The sequence below is a fragment of the Virgibacillus litoralis genome (genome assembly GCF_017873675.1).
Classification (GTDB): domain Bacteria; phylum Bacillota; class Bacilli; order Bacillales; family Amphibacillaceae; genus Lentibacillus; species Lentibacillus litoralis.
Map to the genome: position 1 here is coordinate 83,459 of NZ_JAGGKK010000006.1, position 18,341 is coordinate 101,799.

At 38.7% G+C, this 18,341-nt stretch carries 19 protein-coding genes; 7 read left to right on the forward strand and 12 right to left on the reverse strand.

The genetic code is table 11. The features are described from left to right. The first annotated feature begins 18 nt into the window (after positions 1-18). From J2Z82_RS07140 to J2Z82_RS07150, 3 genes are all read left to right on the forward strand, one after another. Positions 19-1,032: a D-alanyl-D-alanine carboxypeptidase family protein gene (locus tag J2Z82_RS07140; protein ID WP_209480096.1), complete on the forward strand. Its 1,014-nt coding sequence runs from the start codon at positions 19-21 to the stop codon at positions 1,030-1,032. Between the two features lie 301 nt (positions 1,033-1,333). Then, positions 1,334-1,636 (forward strand): transposase, encoded by a 303-nt coding sequence (locus J2Z82_RS07145; RefSeq protein WP_209480097.1) that lies wholly within the window; start codon positions 1,334-1,336, stop codon positions 1,634-1,636. Further along, positions 1,633-2,508, forward strand: a complete 876-nt coding sequence (locus J2Z82_RS07150; RefSeq protein WP_209480173.1) for an IS3 family transposase — start codon at positions 1,633-1,635, stop codon at positions 2,506-2,508. Before J2Z82_RS07145 ends, J2Z82_RS07150 begins: the two co-directional genes overlap by 4 nt. Before the next feature lie 269 nt (positions 2,509-2,777). Here the strand turns inward: J2Z82_RS07150 and J2Z82_RS07155 are convergent, their stop codons facing one another. Together J2Z82_RS07155 and J2Z82_RS07160 are read right to left on the reverse strand one after the other, a co-directional pair. After that, entirely contained in the window at positions 2,778-3,236 is a 459-nt protein-coding gene (locus J2Z82_RS07155; RefSeq protein ID WP_209480098.1) for an SRPBCC family protein, read from the reverse strand. Positions 3,237-3,342: 106 nt separating this feature from the next. After that, positions 3,343-3,873 carry an HD domain-containing protein gene (locus J2Z82_RS07160; RefSeq protein WP_209480099.1) on the reverse strand — a complete coding sequence of 177 codons (531 nt, stop codon included), beginning with the start codon at positions 3,871-3,873 and terminating at the stop codon, positions 3,343-3,345. A gap of 186 nt (positions 3,874-4,059) precedes the next feature. Between J2Z82_RS07160 and J2Z82_RS07165 the strand changes: the two genes are divergently transcribed. From J2Z82_RS07165 to J2Z82_RS07175, 3 genes are read left to right on the forward strand one after another with little or no spacing between them, the layout of a single operon-like run. Continuing rightward, on the forward strand, positions 4,060-4,812 hold the full coding sequence (locus J2Z82_RS07165; RefSeq protein ID WP_209480100.1) for a DeoR/GlpR family DNA-binding transcription regulator: 753 nt from the start codon (positions 4,060-4,062) through the stop codon (positions 4,810-4,812). Next, positions 4,809-5,726 carry a 1-phosphofructokinase gene (gene pfkB, locus J2Z82_RS07170; RefSeq protein WP_209480101.1) on the forward strand — a complete coding sequence of 306 codons (918 nt, stop codon included), beginning with the start codon at positions 4,809-4,811 and terminating at the stop codon, positions 5,724-5,726. The genes J2Z82_RS07165 and pfkB overlap by 4 nt, the downstream gene beginning before the upstream one ends. Positions 5,727-5,737: 11 nt before the next feature. Further along, positions 5,738-7,621 (forward strand): PTS fructose transporter subunit IIABC, encoded by a 1,884-nt coding sequence (locus J2Z82_RS07175; RefSeq protein ID WP_209480102.1) that lies wholly within the window; start codon positions 5,738-5,740, stop codon positions 7,619-7,621. A 51-nt stretch (positions 7,622-7,672) separates the two neighbouring features. On the opposite strand, the gene J2Z82_RS07180 is transcribed toward J2Z82_RS07175, so the two are convergent. From J2Z82_RS07180 to J2Z82_RS07215, 8 genes are all read right to left on the reverse strand, one after another. Then, positions 7,673-8,218 (reverse strand): hypothetical protein, encoded by a 546-nt coding sequence (locus J2Z82_RS07180; RefSeq protein ID WP_209480103.1) that lies wholly within the window; start codon positions 8,216-8,218, stop codon positions 7,673-7,675. Positions 8,219-8,608: 390 nt separating this feature from the next. Then, the gene (locus J2Z82_RS07185) at positions 8,609-9,061 is read right to left on the reverse strand and encodes a DUF2269 family protein (protein ID WP_209480104.1); all 453 of its coding nucleotides are present in this window, start codon (positions 9,059-9,061) and stop codon (positions 8,609-8,611) included. Positions 9,062-9,273: 212 nt separating this feature from the next. Continuing rightward, positions 9,274-10,143 (reverse strand): fructosamine kinase family protein, encoded by an 870-nt coding sequence (locus J2Z82_RS07190; RefSeq protein ID WP_209480105.1) that lies wholly within the window; start codon positions 10,141-10,143, stop codon positions 9,274-9,276. A 16-nt stretch (positions 10,144-10,159) separates the two neighbouring features. After that, positions 10,160-10,555, reverse strand: a complete 396-nt coding sequence (locus J2Z82_RS07195) for a hypothetical protein (RefSeq protein WP_209480106.1) — start codon at positions 10,553-10,555, stop codon at positions 10,160-10,162. A gap of 43 nt (positions 10,556-10,598) precedes the next feature. Further along, the gene (abc-f, locus tag J2Z82_RS07200; protein WP_209480107.1) at positions 10,599-12,392 is read right to left on the reverse strand and encodes a ribosomal protection-like ABC-F family protein; all 1,794 of its coding nucleotides are present in this window, start codon (positions 12,390-12,392) and stop codon (positions 10,599-10,601) included. A gap of 541 nt (positions 12,393-12,933) precedes the next feature. After that, entirely contained in the window at positions 12,934-13,392 is a 459-nt protein-coding gene (locus J2Z82_RS07205; protein WP_209480108.1) for a nucleoside deaminase, read from the reverse strand. 68 nt (positions 13,393-13,460) lie between these two features. Further along, the gene (locus J2Z82_RS07210; RefSeq protein ID WP_245251182.1) at positions 13,461-13,730 is read right to left on the reverse strand and encodes an amino acid decarboxylase; all 270 of its coding nucleotides are present in this window, start codon (positions 13,728-13,730) and stop codon (positions 13,461-13,463) included. Between the two features lie 20 nt (positions 13,731-13,750). After that, the gene (locus J2Z82_RS07215; protein ID WP_209480109.1) at positions 13,751-14,041 is read right to left on the reverse strand and encodes a cupin domain-containing protein; all 291 of its coding nucleotides are present in this window, start codon (positions 14,039-14,041) and stop codon (positions 13,751-13,753) included. Between the two features lie 203 nt (positions 14,042-14,244). On the opposite strand from J2Z82_RS07215, the gene J2Z82_RS07220 reads away from it, so the two are divergent. Further along, positions 14,245-14,805: a nitroreductase family protein gene (locus J2Z82_RS07220; protein WP_209480110.1), complete on the forward strand. Its 561-nt coding sequence runs from the start codon at positions 14,245-14,247 to the stop codon at positions 14,803-14,805. A 276-nt stretch (positions 14,806-15,081) separates the two neighbouring features. On the opposite strand, the gene ddlA is transcribed toward J2Z82_RS07220, so the two are convergent. Together ddlA and J2Z82_RS07230 are read right to left on the reverse strand one after the other, a co-directional pair. Continuing rightward, entirely contained in the window at positions 15,082-16,188 is a 1,107-nt protein-coding gene (gene ddlA / locus J2Z82_RS07225; protein ID WP_209480111.1) for a D-alanine--D-alanine ligase, read from the reverse strand. 120 nt (positions 16,189-16,308) lie between these two features. After that, a complete protein-coding gene (locus tag J2Z82_RS07230; protein ID WP_209480112.1) occupies positions 16,309-18,099 on the reverse strand; it encodes a M3 family oligoendopeptidase in 1,791 nt (596 codons plus the stop codon). Positions 18,100-18,341 lie beyond the last annotated feature (242 nt).

Genomic DNA, 18,341 nt, shown 5'->3' on the forward strand with positions numbered 1-18,341 from the left:
AACAGGGAGAGAACATGAATGCTCAAAAAAGGATTATCAGTCGCTTTTGTACTGATGGCACTATTATTACTAGTAGTTGCATGCAATAATCAAGAACCTAAAGACGGTAATACTGACTCAGCGCCAACTAGTGAAAAAGATGGTCAGGATATGAAAGAAAAACCAGAGGAAGAAATAACGCTGCCAAAGACGACTTTGCATAAAACGGACCAGGGTGAATCTGTTCAGTCCCTACAGGAAATTCTAAATAAAGTAGGCTATTCACTTACCGTAAATGGTGAGTTCAATGCTATGACAACTTGGGCAGTTACAGATTTTCAAATGCAACAGGAAGGCATGGCTGTCTCAGGGATTTATAATGAAGCTACAAAAGAGGCTCTTAGCAATGCGCTTGAAAACGAATCATCGATTGAACCAGCAGCAGGACTGGAAAAACCAGATAATGATAAAAGTACTATCAGCAATCCACATGAAATTTTAACACTAGTAAACAAGGAACATGCATTACCTGCAAATTTCGTTCCTCGTAATCTAGTAAAACCAGATGTGCGATTCCCTTTTACTGAATCTCTGCCGAAAATGCAAATGCGAGAGGTTGCTGCAGGTGCGCTAGAAGAAATGTTTCAGGCAGGAGACAATGCCGGGATTGATTTATTCGCCCAATCAGGATATCGATCCTATGATAGACAGGATGCTATATTTGCCTCAAACGTTGCACAGCACGGCGAGGAAGCTGCCAACACCTTTAGTGCAAGGCCTGGAGAAAGTGAGCACCAATCCGGTTTAACAATGGATGTAACTAGTCCCGATATTGGATATAAATTAACAGTCGAATTTGGTGAAACGGATGAAGGACAATGGGTTCAACAGCATGCTGCAGAATACGGCTTTATCATTCGGTACCCTAAAGGTAAGGAAGAAATCACGAAATATCAATATGAACCATGGCATTTGCGCTATGTTGGTCAAGATGCCGCTGAGGAGATAATGCAAAAAGGACTAACCTTGGAAGAATACCTCGGGGTAAAATAGAGTTGATATAGAGGATGATTGGTTACGTGATTGCCCATAGTTACTTTAGCGGACATCAGGTACGCTATTTCACATAAAACAATCATTATTATGATGTTCACGGACACCAAGGACCTTATTTGATGGAAACGGCCATTTTATACACTGATATATGTTAAATAAGGGCTCCTGTGTCCGCATATCATCTCAAAAACCACTTTTTACTAGAAATAACGGAACGTATGTGATTAGAATAAAAAGTGGACACCCCTTTAACGAAAATCAAAATTTGTTATGATAATAATAATTAGGAGGGGTTCCCATGGGTGAACATCGGCAAAGATACAGTGAAAAGTTCAAGAAAGAAACAGTTAAGTTTGCACAGGAACAACGACAAAAGAAGAATATGACTGATATTGCGGATGAACTGCAGGTTCCGCTAAGCAGTCTTCATGAATGGATGAAACATTATCGTGAATTTGAAAATGAGCCCGTTGTAACTGGAGATCGTGTGAAGCAATTGGAAAAAGAGTTAGAAATAAAAGATAAAAAAATAGCAGAAACCGAAGAGGAACTAGCTATTGTAAAAAAGGCGGTACACATCTTCAGCAGACCAAGGCCATGAGGTTCGAATTCATTGATAATCATCGCTCGGAATTTTCAGTGATGAAGATGTGTGACGTGTTTAATGTATCACCGAGCGGTTATTTCAAATGGAAGAATCACCAACCAAGCCAACAGGAAATACGTCGAAATCAAATCAAAGAGCGTATAGTTTTTCATTTTTATGATACTCAAAAAAGATACGGCAGCCCTAAGATTACGGGGAAACTGCAGAGTGAGGGTTATACCATCACAGAGAGAACAGTGAGCATTTATATGCGGCAACTTGGTCTCCGGTCTTGTGTATCCAAGAAATTTAAAGTAGCTACCACGAATTCGAATCATATGTATCCGATAGCACCTAATAAGTTGAATCAAAACTTCACCACATCAGCGCCAAGCATGGTGTGGGTGTCCGATATCACCTATATTCCTTGTCGTGAAGGCCGTTTATATCTGGCAACTGTTCTTGACCTGTTTACGCGTGAAATTGTTGGCTGGCGACTTTATGGCCATATGGAATCGAAGTTGGTTCTTGATGCGTTGGAGGATGCATATCAAGCAAAGAAACCGGAACAAGGATTGCTTCATCATTCAGATCGGGGCAAGCAATACGCTTCCAAGGAATATCAAAAAAAGCTTGAAAGTTATGGGATGGAAGCAAGTATGAGTCGTACTGGAAATTGTTATGACAATGCATGTGCAGAGTCTTTTTTCAGCATTTTAAAAAAAGAATTATTACAAGGAAAAAGGTTTCAAACCAAACAGGAAGCCTATACGGAGCTATACCGTTATATTGAGTTTTTCTATAATCGTAAAAGAATACACGGTTCGATTGGGTATCTGTCGCCAGTGCAATATGAACAGCAGTACTATCAGGGGCTTTTAGCATAAATTGTGAGCAGCATTACTAGGCAGTATGGTGGCTTTCTTCACTTACCAACAAAGCAGATGATTAAGTGGAGGGGTCAAGCGGTTTGGGCTTGATGCATCCACTTTATCATCTATGATTTTAAAAAGTGAAGAACCGCCTACTGCACAAAAACAATGCCACAACTGTTTCGTTATTTAGGTGTCTACTTTCTTGACAGAAGTCCAGTATGTCCGCCGCTAGATATATAGATAGTTAACTTTTGATGATTCACTTCTTACTACTTTATGTATTAACGGCTGCTCTCATTTTCAGCTACCTGTTTCACACGGTTCACAAACTTCACAACTACTTTGTTGCTAATGGCTAGCTTAATCAATAGTTTCATGAACCACTTTAGTGGCTGGTTTGTTGTTTCATAACGGAAATAAGTTTTGCTTTCATCTAACTTTTTCAATTCATAGTATGCGGTAATATCAAACATATTAGCCAGTGTGAAACCAACCTTCATTTCTTTATAATCAGGCTGATTTTGGTAAAGTAATGTCTCCACATCATACTCCTCAATACGTTTACCTTCCTGATATTTTTGACGATGGATACTGCCCACTACGTCATCGGTGACCTTAACTGGTTCATTTGCAATAACATTTGGCATTACTTTTTGCATATCTTCCAACGTACCATCTAACAGTTTCCAGACTTGTTCGATAGGTGCGTTAATTTCAATTTCCTCTGACCATTTTTTCATTTCAAAAAACCCCTTTCTTCTATATTATACCAGTGAAAGCGGTTCAAAAATATATAAAATTATGAAATATCAAGGGGAGTGAAAAGAGAGAAGTTTTTCTAAGAGGTTAAACTATTCCATGCGTGGATTTTTCTCCATTGTCAATTCGCGTGTCAAGCGCTCGAATACGTTCCAAGGCTACATGATCTTCAATGGTTTTATAATGATGGTTTCCATTAAATTCTTCATCAGCTTCGTCGGCAAGTGCAACAACTTTTTGCAATGGTTTTAATTCCAGCTCACCATTAGGTAAATATGAATCTGTATGCAACAGAATTGCGACGGCAATTTCTTTTGCCACATGACGATCCTCTCCAATACGGACGAGCAATTTATGTGCACGACTTGCACCTTTTATTGCATGAATATCACTTTCCTTATATAGCTCATAATCCCATTCCCCATCACGGAACCACGTATAATGTCCAATATCATGTAAGAGCGCCGCCTTTGTTGCATGGTCTGGATTGACACCATATCTTTTGGCAAACATATAAGCATATTCTGCAGCAGCAATCGCATGTGCAGTACCTGAACGCTTGAGGCTTTTTTGGGTGATCGGGTGTAAGAAAATATCTTCTAAACATACATTGCGCATTTGAAGTCCTCCTTTCTTTTAAAATAATATACTTTAATTGATAATAACCGATTTATGGAATTTTTAAACATGTGACAGCATACTATTAAAAAAATGATTACTTTTGATTGTTTTTGAATTTTTATGATTGAATTATGAAAACGTTTCCTTTATACTAAAAGTATCAAAATATTAGGTGGTGAACAGATGCTGACTACCGAACGCCATGAAATTATTTTAAATTTATTAAAAGAGAAACAAACTATCACAATACAGGACATTTCTGACGCAACTTCAGCTTCTCAATCAACAATACGCCGCGATCTAACAGACCTGGAAAAGTTAGATAAACTGGAACGCATCCATGGTGGAGCAACTTTAAGTGAACGGAAACTGCAGGAATACAGTATATCGGAAAAATCAGCCAAAAACCTTCAGGAAAAGATAAATATTGCCAAGTATGCTGCTTCACTAGTGAAAAAGGGAGATTGTATTTTTCTTGATGCAGGGACAACTACACTGCAATTAATTCCTTTTTTACAAGATAAAGAAGTAGTCGTTGTTACAAACGGACTTACACACCTTGATTCATTAATTGAACATGGAATCCAAACGTATTTAACTGGAGGATTCATTAAAGTAAAAACAAGTGCACTGATTGGACCACAAACTATTCAATCACTAAAAAGTTACCGATTTGATAAATGCTTTTTAGGCGTAAATGGCTTCCACGAGGATTATGGATATACAACACCGGATCCAGAAGAAGCAAGTATAAAACATACTGCATTTACACTCGCAAAAAACGCTTATGTGTTAGCAGACCACTCAAAGCATAACAAAGTAAGTTTTGCTAAAATATGCGAACTGCAGGATGCAGAGATCATCACAAGTGACATCAATGAAGAAGATTTAGCTAAACTGTCAAAAATCACCACCGTAAAGGGGCTTTCATCATGATCTACACATGCACAATTACACCATCAATTGATTACACAACATACCTCCCAGCGTTTAAACCAGGGAAATTAAATCGTTCAAGCGAGGTTTACTATTATCCGGGTGGAAAAGGAATTAATGTATCCAGAGTTTTGCAGAGACTTCAGGTAAAAAGTGTAGCATTGGGATTCGCAGGTGGATTCACTGGGGATTATATTAAACAATTTCTACAGCAGGAAGGCATCGAGACAGCATTTGTCGATACACATGAAATCACCCGGATTAATGTCAAAGTGAAGTCCGACCAGGAAACAGAGTTAAACGGACCAGGACCAACCATTAACCAGGAGCAGCAGCAAGAATTACTAAACAAAATACAACCGTTACAGCAAAACGATTGGTTTATATTAGCGGGGAGCCTTCCTGATTCAATACCGCAATCATTTTACCAAGCAATCTCAAAAATATGTGATGAAAAAGGTGCCCGTTTTGTACTCGACACATCTGGTCCAGCTTTAAAAGATTTAATACAGACAAAGCCTTTTCTAATCAAACCAAATCAGCAAGAACTTGGAGGTTTATTTGATACAAGTATTTCAAGCAAGCAGGATGCCTTCTATTATGCAAAAAAGCTTGTAGACAGAGGCGTACAAAATGTCATTGTCTCGTTAGGTGGTGATGGTGCAATACTTGTCACGAAAGAGCTCGCACTTGAAGCCTTAGCCCCTAAGGGAAGTGCCGTTAATACGGTAGGTTCCGGTGACTCATTAGTATCTGGTTTTATTTCATCTTTTATAGAAACCAACGATCCCCAAGAAGCATTTCGTTATGGGATAGCAAGCGGGAGTGCGACAGCATTTAAGACAGATTTATGCAGGAAAGAAGATGTCGAATCACTGGTAAACCAAGTAAAAATTAACTCATTCAATGAATAGGATGTGAAACTATGAAAATTACAGAACTGTTAAAAAAGGAAACGATTATTCTTGATTTAGAGGCAGGTTCCAAGCAGGAAGTGCTTACGGAATTAATTGGACAGCTTGATAAAGCAGGTAATCTAAATGACAAAGATGCTTTTACAAAAGGAATTCTGGAACGTGAATCACAAAGCACTACAGGAATTGGTGAAGGTATTGCCATTCCGCATGCCAAATCCAATGCAGTAAAAAATCCTGCAATTGCATTTGGCCGATCTCCAGATGGTATTGATTATGAATCACTTGATGGCCAACCAGCACATTTATTTTTTATGATCGCTGCAAGTGAAGGAGCAAATAACGATCATTTAGAAGCCCTATCCCGCTTATCAACCTTTTTAATGGACGAAAAATTCCGTAAGAAGATTCTAGATGCAACGACAAAAGAAGAAGTTCTGCAAGCAGTAACTGATAAAGAAGCAGAAGTGAATGCTGAAGAAAAGCCAGCGGAACAGGCAGAAGCAGCACAAAAAATTCTTGCAGTAACCGCCTGTCCAACAGGTATTGCGCACACGTATATGGCAGCTGAGAAACTGTCAGAAACAGCCAAAGAAATGGGCATTTCCATTAAAGTAGAAACAAATGGATCTGGTGGCATAAAAAACCGCCTGACAAATAAAGAAATTGAAGAAGCAGACACCATCATTGTTGCTGCCGACACAAAAGTTGAAATGGAGCGTTTCGATGGAAAGCCGGTAATTGAAACCGGTGTTGGAAAGGCAATTCATGAAGCAACTGACCTATTAGAGCGTGCAGTAAATAACGACGCACCTATATATCATGCTGAAAAGTCAGATTCAGGAAGTAGTGAAAAAGAAGGACGCAGCGGTTTCTACAAACACTTGATGAATGGTGTTTCCAACATGCTTCCTTTTGTTGTTGGTGGTGGTATTCTAATAGCTATTTCATTTTTCTGGGGTATTGAATCAGATAACGAGTTTGCTAGTATGCTTAATACTATCGGTGGCGGGAAAGCATTCTTCCTAATGGTTCCTGTGTTAGCCGGTTTTATTGCATCAAGTATTGCTGACCGGCCAGGGTTTGCACCGGGTATGGTTGGTGGTTTGATAGCAGTTACAGTCACAGGCGCTGAAGGTGCTGGTGGTGGCTCTGGATTCCTTGGTGGTTTAATTGCAGGTTTCTTAGCAGGTTATGTAACATTACTAATTAAAAAGGCATTTGCAGGTTTACCAGAATCACTAGAAGGTCTAAAACCAGTCTTATTCTATCCTTTATTCAGTATCGCAATCACCGGGCTGATTATGATGATGATTAACCCGCCATTAACAAAAATATATACAGGTCTTTCATCATTTTTAGAAGGTATGGGTGGGTCTAACCAAATCCTGCTCGGACTTATTTTAGGTGCTATGATGGCATTCGATATGGGTGGACCAGTTAACAAAGCTGCGTACACATTCGGGATTGCCATGCTGGATGCACAAAACTATACGTTTATTGCCACTGTTATGGCTGCCGGCATGGTGCCACCTCTAGGGATGGCGCTTGCAACAACATTATTTAAAAATAGATTCACAAAAACAGAACGTGAAGCAGGAAAAACAGCCTACGCTCTAGGTGCATCCTTTATCACAGAAGGGGTTATTCCATTTGCTGCAGCTGACCCTGCTCGTGTTATTCCATCAATCATGGCAGGTTCCGCAGTAACTGGCGCCCTGACAATGATGTTTGATATCGCCTTACGCGCACCACATGGCGGGTTATTTGTAATCGGCCTTGTCGATGGTGGAGTTAGTAAAGTTCTATTATATCTAGTAGCCATTATTATAGGAACAGTAGTAACAGCATTACTTGCAGGCTTACTGAAAAAGAACGTAGGAAAAACAGCATAAATAAAAGCCAAAGCGCATCCATTTCGTCTTGGGTACGCTTTGGCTATTTAATTACTTTACATCGATAGAAAATTCCTGGTCATCACCGATCGTTACACTAACCACTCCTGATTCACTAAAGGAATAGGGTTCTAATTCATAAATTTCTTCAATTTCATATTCATCTTTCAAACTTTGGGATGAACCTTCAACTAACGATACGGACGGACTCCAAATTTCTTCTTTACCAGATGGATATTCTACAGTAATTCTGCTATCGTTCTTTAAATTTAAGTTACTCCAAGAAACTAAATGAATTTTAGATTCCTGGTCTTCAGTTACCAGACTATCAGCATAATAGCCAATTTCCCCGATATCTCCAAAAACCGTATGATTACTTCCATTCACTTGAATATCAAGGTAAGATGGCTGATATGTAATTTCATGATAAATACCATATGAAATAGATAGTACAGCAGCAATAGAAAGCCCGGTAATGAGCTTTGGAAATGTTCCCTTTTTAAAGCTGCTCATAAACTCCGAAAAAGTCGCAAACTTATCAATCACTACTAAAAGTATTATAAGGACTATGAGAGAAATGCCAATTACAATATACATGTTCTAAGTCACCTCTTTCATTTTTAAGACATAACGATTCGCTCGGATAACTAGATTCTATTCAATTGAATTAGCGATATTTACTACATCTTCTATAGAAAATTGGGACTCAGAAGCATCAGGAGGCTCCATTATAGATAACTCATGGAGATGTCCCTTGTCATTTTTCCATTTCAATGCCTTTTCCCCTGTAATTTTTGCCACAATTCCGTTATCTAATGTTACCTTATCATATGTATGTGAAAAATAAACACTTAATTTCTAACTTGGATTTCTATAAAATCTCGGTATCCCTATCCCTTTGCCCCAAATTTAACACCCGCTTTTTAGTTAATATTTCTTTAGACGATTAAAAAGTGGAATAGGTCCCACTTTTTTAACTATTAAATATTAAAAAGGCTTCAATATCATTAAGGCAATTACTATTAAAAAAATAACATTTTCAATGCGCTCGAAGAAAAACAGTTTTTTGGATAATATGAAGTATTCAGCTGGAATTTCATCACCATTGTGTTCCTTTAACAGCGCCTTAATAGGCTTGGACCTTGGTGATAGTACAGTAGGGCCAAATCCTAACGCTATTAAATACAATACCAAACTGGTTACATACCAGCCTTGTTCAAATAGATATGGATGTAGATAACCCATCAACAAGCCGGTTATCAATAGCAGCGACCCACCGACCATTACAAAGATATGCAGTCGGTTACGTATTATGTAAGCATGCTTCAATTCAGTCATTGTTGTTGCTTTAGTCACAATATAAATCATCACAAACCCCGGGCCCATACCTAATATCGCTGAGAAAACATGGATAAAAACAAGCAACTCATAAAATGTCATTATAATTGCCTCCTGGAACAAAAGCGCAGGCGCTAGGCGCTGAAGCTGGATATGGATGATTCGGTAGTCCAATTATCCAACGGCACTTAAATTTTGTAGTTTCATAAGCTCAAGTAAAACTTGGTTCACTGCAATCATATAAATTTACCTGCATAGGGGCTGTGACATTCCACACATTTATTAGTAACTTTGTAACAAATTTGTGTCCAAAATTAGTACACCCCTACATATCGTTTCAGAATTGAATCGACCCTGGGACCATACGACTCCCCAAAAATATTCAAATGAACAAGCAGATAATAGAGCTGATATAAGGCTTTAATATCCTCATAATCATCCCTCAAAGGAAAACGTTCTTCATAGGCTTGATAAAAACCCCTGGAATAGCCACCAAACAGTTCTGTAAAAGCAAGTTCAAAATGTCGGTCTCCATACAAGAATGACGGATCAATCACATATGGGTTGCCACCTGCGCCTACAAGCCAATTTCCACCCCATAAGTCACCATGTAAATAAGATGGCCCAACATCATCCGGGATCCACTTTTCCAGATTCATCAGTAATTTTTCCATTCGGAGTCGTCGATTTCCCGTAATACTGTTTTGCTCAATCCCTTGTGTCAATTGGGCGGAAAGCCTGCTATCCCGGTAATATTCCAGCCAGCTTGAAAACAGTCCATTCGGCTGTGGCAGTACGCCAATGAATGTATCATCCGGAAAGCCATGCTGACTGTTAAAGGTCTGATGCATTTTTGCTATTCGATTACCTAGCTTTGCTTCTGTATCCTGCGACTTTCGTCCTTCAACCCAATCCATTAGAAGAAATGCATTATTTTTTTCATCAGAATATGCCAGCACTTCAGGAACAGAAACCGAATTTGTTTCCCTGATTAAACGAAGACCTTTCGCTTCCAGCTCAAAAAAACGATTAGGCGCATCCGTATGATATTTAACGAAATACTTTCGTTCATTTGTTTCAACAAAAAAGCTTTCATTAATTGATCCACCGAAAGTTTGCTTAACCTGCTTTAGTGTTGAAAAGTCACCTGCTACATGTAATGCTTGTTCGATGAATTTGTTCAATATTATGCCTCACTTTCTATGACGGTTTTTTAAAGGAAAAGAAAATAATCGATAGATTCGTTGCTAAAAATAAACCATAATTATCTAGAATTACTTCCAGTAGTGTCTGGGATGTATCTACATATAAACCAGCGAATAATATAAGATTTGCTATGATGAGAATAACGATTGCTGTAAGCTGGAAACTTAGCTTTCCTTTCAAAAAATCAAAAAACGGATTTATTAAAAAGAAAAATGCAATAAAGTAAACGATGAAATAGAGTAATACCACAATAATAGATTTTGTTATAAGTGCGTTTACCGCAACATCATTCCCCATAATGTTTTCAACGATATAGAATAATAACATGATAGCAGAACCGATAATAGTTGCGGTCATTATTTCCGATGTGTAATAAAGTTTCTTTAACATTAACATCCTCCTGAAACTCTCTTTAGCACTATATTATCAGAAATTATGCTTTATCATGGAGCATTTTCTGAACTTTTTTAATTTCATAGAGAATTTCTTCTTTTTCCTGTTCGTCTTCTGCTTCCATACTCATTAGCTGGGTCAGTTTAAGTTTAAGTTCCCGAATTTCATTATCGTTTCTCGGATCACTTTCAGTAGCATTATTTTTGTGTTCCAGAAATTCGTCATAGGTTCCAACATAGTCGATCATTCCCTGATCTCCCAGCTGGATAATACGATTTGAGGTCTCTTTAATTAGATAACGATCGTGGGAAACAATGACTAGCGCTCCAGGATATGCTTGTAAAACATCCTCAATAACTTCCTTCGTATCTACATCCAGGAAGTTTGTTGGCTCATCCAACACTAGCAGATTGGCGTTGCTGAAATAAAGATTGAGAAAGGCTATGCGGCATTTCTCTCCCATGCTCAAGGTTGAAATTTGCTTAAAAACAGATTCCCTTGAAAATAAGAAACAACCCAGAATTGTTCTTGCATCAGTTTGCGTCATCCCTGGCAATTCAAGCATACTATCCAGAATCGTCTTTTGTTCATCCAGATTTTCCAGTTCCTGTGCGAAATAGCCGATCTTCGTTTGAGGGTTTTGCCTTATACCACCCTTCTCAGCAGTGAGGACACCTGTAATAAGCTTTAATAACGTCGATTTTCCCGAACCGTTCGGACCTATCACCCCAACACGATCACCCCTGTATATAGACGTATTTAAGTTGGTAAAAAGTTCCTTTTCCTCATCGTAGGAAAATGACAGATTCTCTATTTGCAGCAATCTTCTTGCCGAAAAAGCACTGTCATCGAGCTTTACATTTAATTTTTTATCAGCTTGAGGTTTCTGCACTTTATTGTTTTCCAGCCGTTCCAGTTCTTTTTCTTTCGCCTTGAACCGTGAGACATTTTTTATTGCTTTTGATCGCGCGAAGTCATTTTGTCCAGCTGCTTTATGAGCCTGCTGAAACCATTGCTGGTAGTTTTGAATTGTCTTTAGTAAATCTTCTTTTTTCTGTTCTTGCTTACGATAAGTCGATTCCTGTGTACGTCGCTCAACTTCTTTTTGTTCACGGTAAGCAGAATAACCCCCCTCATATCGTTTGCATTCATTTGTATTCAGTTCATAAATTGCATGAGCTGTACGGTCCAGAAATAAACGATCGTGGGAGACAAACAACACAGCACCTTTATAATTCACAAGCCATTCTTCCAGCCATTCAATCGTTTCTTTATCCAAGTGATTTGTCGGTTCATCCATGATAATACATTCCGGATTTTGCAAAATAAGGCGGGCAAGCTGAGCCCTCGTTTTTTGACCACCACTTAACTGATCATACGAACTTCCCCACACTTCTGAAGTTAATTTAACTTGATGTAATGCAGATTCTGCCTTAGTGTCCAGGCTATATCCATCGAGACCTATAAATTCATTATAGATTTGTGTATATTTTTCCATATTGATTTCGGGTTGCGTTTGCACATGCTCGAGTTCTTTTTTCAGGTGATAAACCTTCCCAGCAGCACTTTGGACAAATTCCAAAGTCGTTAGGTTTGAATCAACAGCTGGATCCTGTTCAAGCACACCCCAATCATCTGACGGAATAAATCGTTGAATAGACCCCGAATCAAATGCTGTTTTTTCGAGCAATCCATTCAGAAGCGATGTCTTACCTGATCCATTCCGACCAAATAGTGCCACATGTTCACCCTGTTGCAGCTTAATATCGATGTTTTGAAAAATAATATTGCCGTTCCATTCCTTGCAAAGACCTTTCGCCTTAAAAATAAACATATCCATACCCCCATTTTTATACAAAAGCGGAAGCGCCCGGTTAGCGACGTACGGACTGCGCCCGCGCATCGCGGGTGGTTCGACGTTGCCGCGCATCGCGACGGACTTAGTCGAACTTCTAATAGTCGCAGGAGATAAAGAAAACACGATGAGCGATAGCGAATCGATGTTGCCTTATCGTACGGAGGCGAGGGAAGTCGCGCTAGTCACTGGGCGCTGGAGCTGGACGTGGCTAATTTCGTTTCTAAGTTAACCATAGCCCAACCATATTATAGTTTGGTACATAATAAAAAAACACAGGAATCTGCCTGCGAATGATTACGATGGAAATATGGATATACCGATTCACGGAAAAATTTTTGATTATGATTGCCACCCGTTAAAAGTACACACGTATCCCATTCGTTTCATTCAGACAGAAACGCTCGTTTGAATTTTTTCAAACTTCATTGGAAAAAACGTGGGTTTACTTCATTGTCGGGTAGGTCCTCCTTTGGTTAATCTTTCTTTTATCATACGGATGTAATGCTGCGGTGGCAAATTACGCTTTGTCGTCTTCTTGATACAATTTCATCGGATTTTCCTGCGCTTCTTCTAAGGGCATATGCACCATACGAATTTGACGTTCAGCCTTTGGTTTTTTTAACTCTTTATAAACAAACTCCGACTTTCCTAACCCTGCTTCAACAGCATCCTCAGCTGTGGCACAATAATATATTGTTTCAATCCCAGCATAATACATTGCTGTCATGCACATCGGACACGGCTCTCCGCTCGCGTACATTGTATAGCCCTGTAAAACATGCGTATGCATCTTCTTCTGGGCTTTTCGCATTGCTTGAATCTCTGCATGAGCAGTAATATCAAAGCGTTTATGTAATTCATTGACCCCTTCTTCAACCAGGTTATTGTTTTTCACCAGGACTGCACCAAAAGGTTCACCACCATTACGAACATTATCTGAAGCTAACTCCACTGCTCGTTCCATAAATTTATCCATGTTGTACCCTCCTCGTATCTTATGAAAGCAACTATCTCCTTCATAAGATAACTGCCTCTACATTGTATTTAACCTAACTTTACTGTCATTAATCGATAATGTCCAATCTCTAGCTGATCAGTAATCACATTTAAACCAAAACTCTCCAGTCCCCCGACTAGAGGCTGCGCTTCATGTGGTACGTGTACCTCAATTATCATCCCAAGAGGGGCTTGTTTTACATAATTGAACACCTCGTTACGCGGATGTTCTCCGTTTAGAATTCGCTCACGTAGATCAATAATAGCTCTTTTCCCTTCCAACTGTACATCCAGCATCTTTTCACCCCAACCTGCCAAAGGCCTTAATCCTAATTAAACTAGCATTTCATAACAAGGATGGCGACGTCACTTAGAGCTTTTAATGCATGGCGCTCATATGGTTCCATACGCAGTATCGTTTCCTGATTAATCATATAACCCTCATTGTTAAGCGTGAATTCAACCTCACCTTTTTTAACAAATATAAACACGTGTTTCGGTGAATCGTGCTCTTTAATTTCTTCACCAGCTTTTAATTTGATGTGCATAATCTCACGGTTATCCTCATCAAAAACCTTTTTCCCCTCAACAGGCTTCGTTATCTCATGGTCTACTGTTATAAGTTGCATTCTGACACAACCTTTCATTATTTAAATTAAGTCTTGCCTACAGTGTAACCAATATCAAAATGAAGTAATGTGATAAACATCACACATCACTATGTTTTTTTAGTCCATTGATTTTTACTGTCTCATCGACTACAATTTAGTTGAAAATAATTATCAGTCAGGCACATATAGATTTATAGAGGGAACAACGAGGAGGACATCAAATGGAACAAACAAGAAAATCAACAGCACTTGCAACAATTATCCGTGAACGCCGTGCTGTTAAAAAAGGCTATAATGATAAACCTGTAACAGAAGAAACGGTGATGAACTTATTAGATGATGCAACATGGGCCCCAACTCACGGTAACCGACAGCCATGGCGCTTTATTTTTGTTGGGCCAGAGCAAAAAGAAACATTTGCAGAAAAAGTTGCTGCCACATATCCAGAAGAAAAGCAGGAAAATCGTAGAGAGTATTTGAATGAACCGAATGCATTCCTAATAGTTGTGATGGATGTACCCGATAATCAGAAGCAATGGGATGAAAACTTTGGAGCAACAGCATCCATGATTCAAAACTTTTGGCTGCTTGCCTGGGAACAACAGCTTGGTGTCGTATGGAAAACCAATCCACACATTTATGATCCAAAAGTAAAAGAAATCCTCGATGCTGGTGAGGATGAGAAAATAGTAGGGTTCATCCATCTTGGGTACTTTGATGAAAAGCCTATTAAAAAAGGTAGAGTACCAGTTAGCGAGAAATTCTCAACGTTTAAAGGATAATAGAAAAGGGTGTCATGTAAGCATAGCTTAATATGACACCCTTTTTTGTGATGTATTGCGGTGTCTGTTGATGTTTCCGCTCTTCTGTCGATGTTTCTCGTTCTTCTGTCGATGTTCGCCCTCTTCTGTTGATGTTCGCTCTCTTCTGTTGATGTTCGCCCTCTTCTGTCGATGTTTCCGCTCTTCTGTTGATACTCGCCCTCTTCTGTTGATCTACAGCAAATTAATAAAGACCGCTAGAGTTACAACTGTAACCCCAGCGGCCAATCCTTTTCCTTATTCCTCATCCCAAACAGCGCTTTTCAGCATACTGTTTTTCTGATGACGATCAATAGCTAGCTCGATCAATTGAGTAATCAATTCCGGATAGGAAACCCCACTGATTTCCCACAGCTTAGGATACATGCTAATTCGAGTGAATCCAGGTAATGTGTTAACCTCGTTTACATACACTTCTCCGTCCTCAGTTAAAAAGAAATCAACACGGGCTAAGCCTTCACACTCAAGTGTTTCAAACACTTCAACAGCTGCCTTCTGCACTTTTGCAACCATTTCGTCTGATAGATCTGCTGGTATTTCCAGCTTTGCTCCGCTTTCATCAATATACTTTGACTCATAGGAGTAAAATTCCGTTTGTGGCAAAATTTCACCTAGCACTGATGCTTTAGGATGTTCATTCCCTAATACAGCACATTCTATTTCACGCCCTACCAGACTTTCTTCGACAATAAGTTTATGGTCATATTGAAATGCCTCGCTAACCGCTTTATAAAATTCTTCCTTTGTCGATACTTTACTAACTCCAACTGAAGATCCTTGATTTGCTGGCTTTATGAACATTGGCGTTCCAATTTGCTCTTTTATTTCGTCGTAATTAATCTTATCTTTTTTTGCACTTGAAAATGCTAAGCCATTTGCAACATTAATACCCGCTTCTTTTAGCAAACGTTTCGCGACATCTTTATCCATGCACACAGATGACCCCAAGACGTTCGAACCGACATATGGGAGATTTGCAATCCGCATCATTCCTTGTAAACTGCCATCTTCTCCTAATGTGCCATGTACAATTGGGAACACAACATCAAGCTGGTCCAGCGCACCTGCATTTGCTGCATGTATCATTTGATTATCGGTTTCACCGGGCACTATTGCTATCGTATCGTTTGATTTGTTTAATTGAATTAATTTTGGGTTTTCAGCATTAATTAAGTAGGAAGATTGATCATTTATATGCCATTTACCTTGTTTATCAATCCCGATAAGAACAACATCATATTTATTTTTATCAATTGCATCAACAATATTTTTAGCTGATTGTAATGATACTTCATGTTCAGCCGACTTTCCGCCAAATATAATACCAACTTTTTTCTTCGTCATCATCAGAACTCCCTTGAAAAAAATCATATATATCTAAAATAGCACAAAAAGGGTTGTTTGAAACAGAAGAAAAATAAAAAAACGAACAGCGCCCTATTTTACTGTCCGTTTTTTAAAAATTTATATCATCTTCTTTGTTAGCTTCATATATTCGTTTATCGCTTCAATAGTTGGTTCCAGAGATGCTTCCCAAAATTCCTTCTCTTCAATATCCTTGTTGAGGAAACGACTTGCTAAATCCTCTACTGTCATTTTTCCAGAGTTCTGCAGCAAGGCATCGTATTGTTCCGGAAATTGTTTACCTTGTTCTTTTGCCATGGCGTAGATACCATTACTGAATAAATAACCTATGGTATATGGGATGTTGTAGAAAGCTAAATCTGTATGAAAAAAGTGAGGTATGGTCATCCACAAATACTTATTATTTTCATCCAAAGCATCGCCATAAATTTTCTTTATCATGCCATCCATTAAATTTGAAATTTCATTTGCTGTCAGTGGCCCTTTTTTTCTTCTCTCATATAACTTTTGTTCAAATTCAAACATAGTTGGTACAGTAACCTGATATTTTAATCCATTTAAAATCTTCACTTCCAGTAGCGACAATTTATCTTCTTCACTTGATGCATGCTCAATAGCAGCATCCAGTACTAGGTTTTCCGCAAAGGTAGATGCGGTTTCCGCAACACTTGTGCTTATTTCCTGTGTAAAAGCAGGCTCATCCTGCAAAATATAGTTATGGTAAGCATGTCCAAGCTCGTGGGCAATGGTCACAACGTCCTGATAGCTACCTGTGAATGTTAGGAATATCCGACTTTCTTTTTTCAGTGGCATAAAGGCACAAAACCCGCCATGCGTTTTACCTTTACGATCTTCAGCTTCAATCCAGCCTTCTTGAAATGCCTTTTCAGCAAACTTGCCAAGCTTGTCGCTGAACTTTTGAAACTGGGTAATAATAATATCGGCAGCTTCCTGATAAGAAATTTTCTTATCCGATGTAAAGCTTGGTGTATCCATGTCATACCAGGCTAGTTTTTCAAGCTCCATTACTTGAGCCTTCCGCTTAAAAAAAGTATGAGCGACTTCTCTTTTGTCATTTATTGCTGATACCATTGTTTGTACTGTTTGTTCATTAATTCGATTCTCTTCCATCGCTTCCTTTAGCACATTGTCCCAGCCACGTTGATTATAGACATCAAGCCTGAAACCATTAATCCTGTTTAAAACTGTTGCAAAGGATTCTGCCCGTTCCGCACATACCTCAACGATATTTCGCGCTATATTTTGCCGTACAGATCGATCACTTGAAAACAGGTATCTTCCCGCTTGTCCAAACGAGATTTCCTCTTGCTTACCGTCTTTTTCAACAGGGAATCGCAGAGCACCCATCATTTGTTCATAATAATCTTCCCAGCCAATAAACCCATTGACGGAAAGCTTGTTTATCATTTTTTCCATTTCTATTGGCAACTTATCGTCCATTTTTTGCTTTCGTTCTTCTAAGTAAAATTGATATTCTTTCACTTCGTCGTGATTCATTAAATTTTTCCATTTGGCTTCTGAAATTCCAGCCAAGATTTCGTCTAAATCAATTTTTAGTGATTCATAATCAGCATGAAGCTTTGCGCTTTCATCCACTAATTTAGATACATCTGGATCATCAACATTTACCGAATAGAGACAAACCATAAATTCATCCAGTTCAAAAGACGCTTGCTTGAACTCCTGGATTTGTTGCAAAAGATCAATTAAATCTTGCTCAGAGGAAAATTGATCAAACGTTTGAACAATTTCCTGAAGTCCCTTCATTTCATGCTTTAACTGCGAAATTAATCCATTTAATTCACTTGATTCCTTTCCACCTGCATACAGGGAATCAAGACTCCAGTTCTCGCCAATTACTTTCTCCATTAAAATTCCTCCCCTAGACTCTCACTAACTAATAGTATAGTTCATTTCTGAATTTCATGTATCCGCCTCAAGCCTTATTAACCATCGTTATCATGGTTGATTTCGAGGCTCTCCATAAGGTTGTTGCTTTTTCCAATCAGGTAGTTGTTTGAATAAGTTTACGTTTTCACTCAAATACTTAGAACATCGAGTGAAGTGAGATGTTAATCTACCCAGATTGTATCTTGAAACTGACGGAGGAT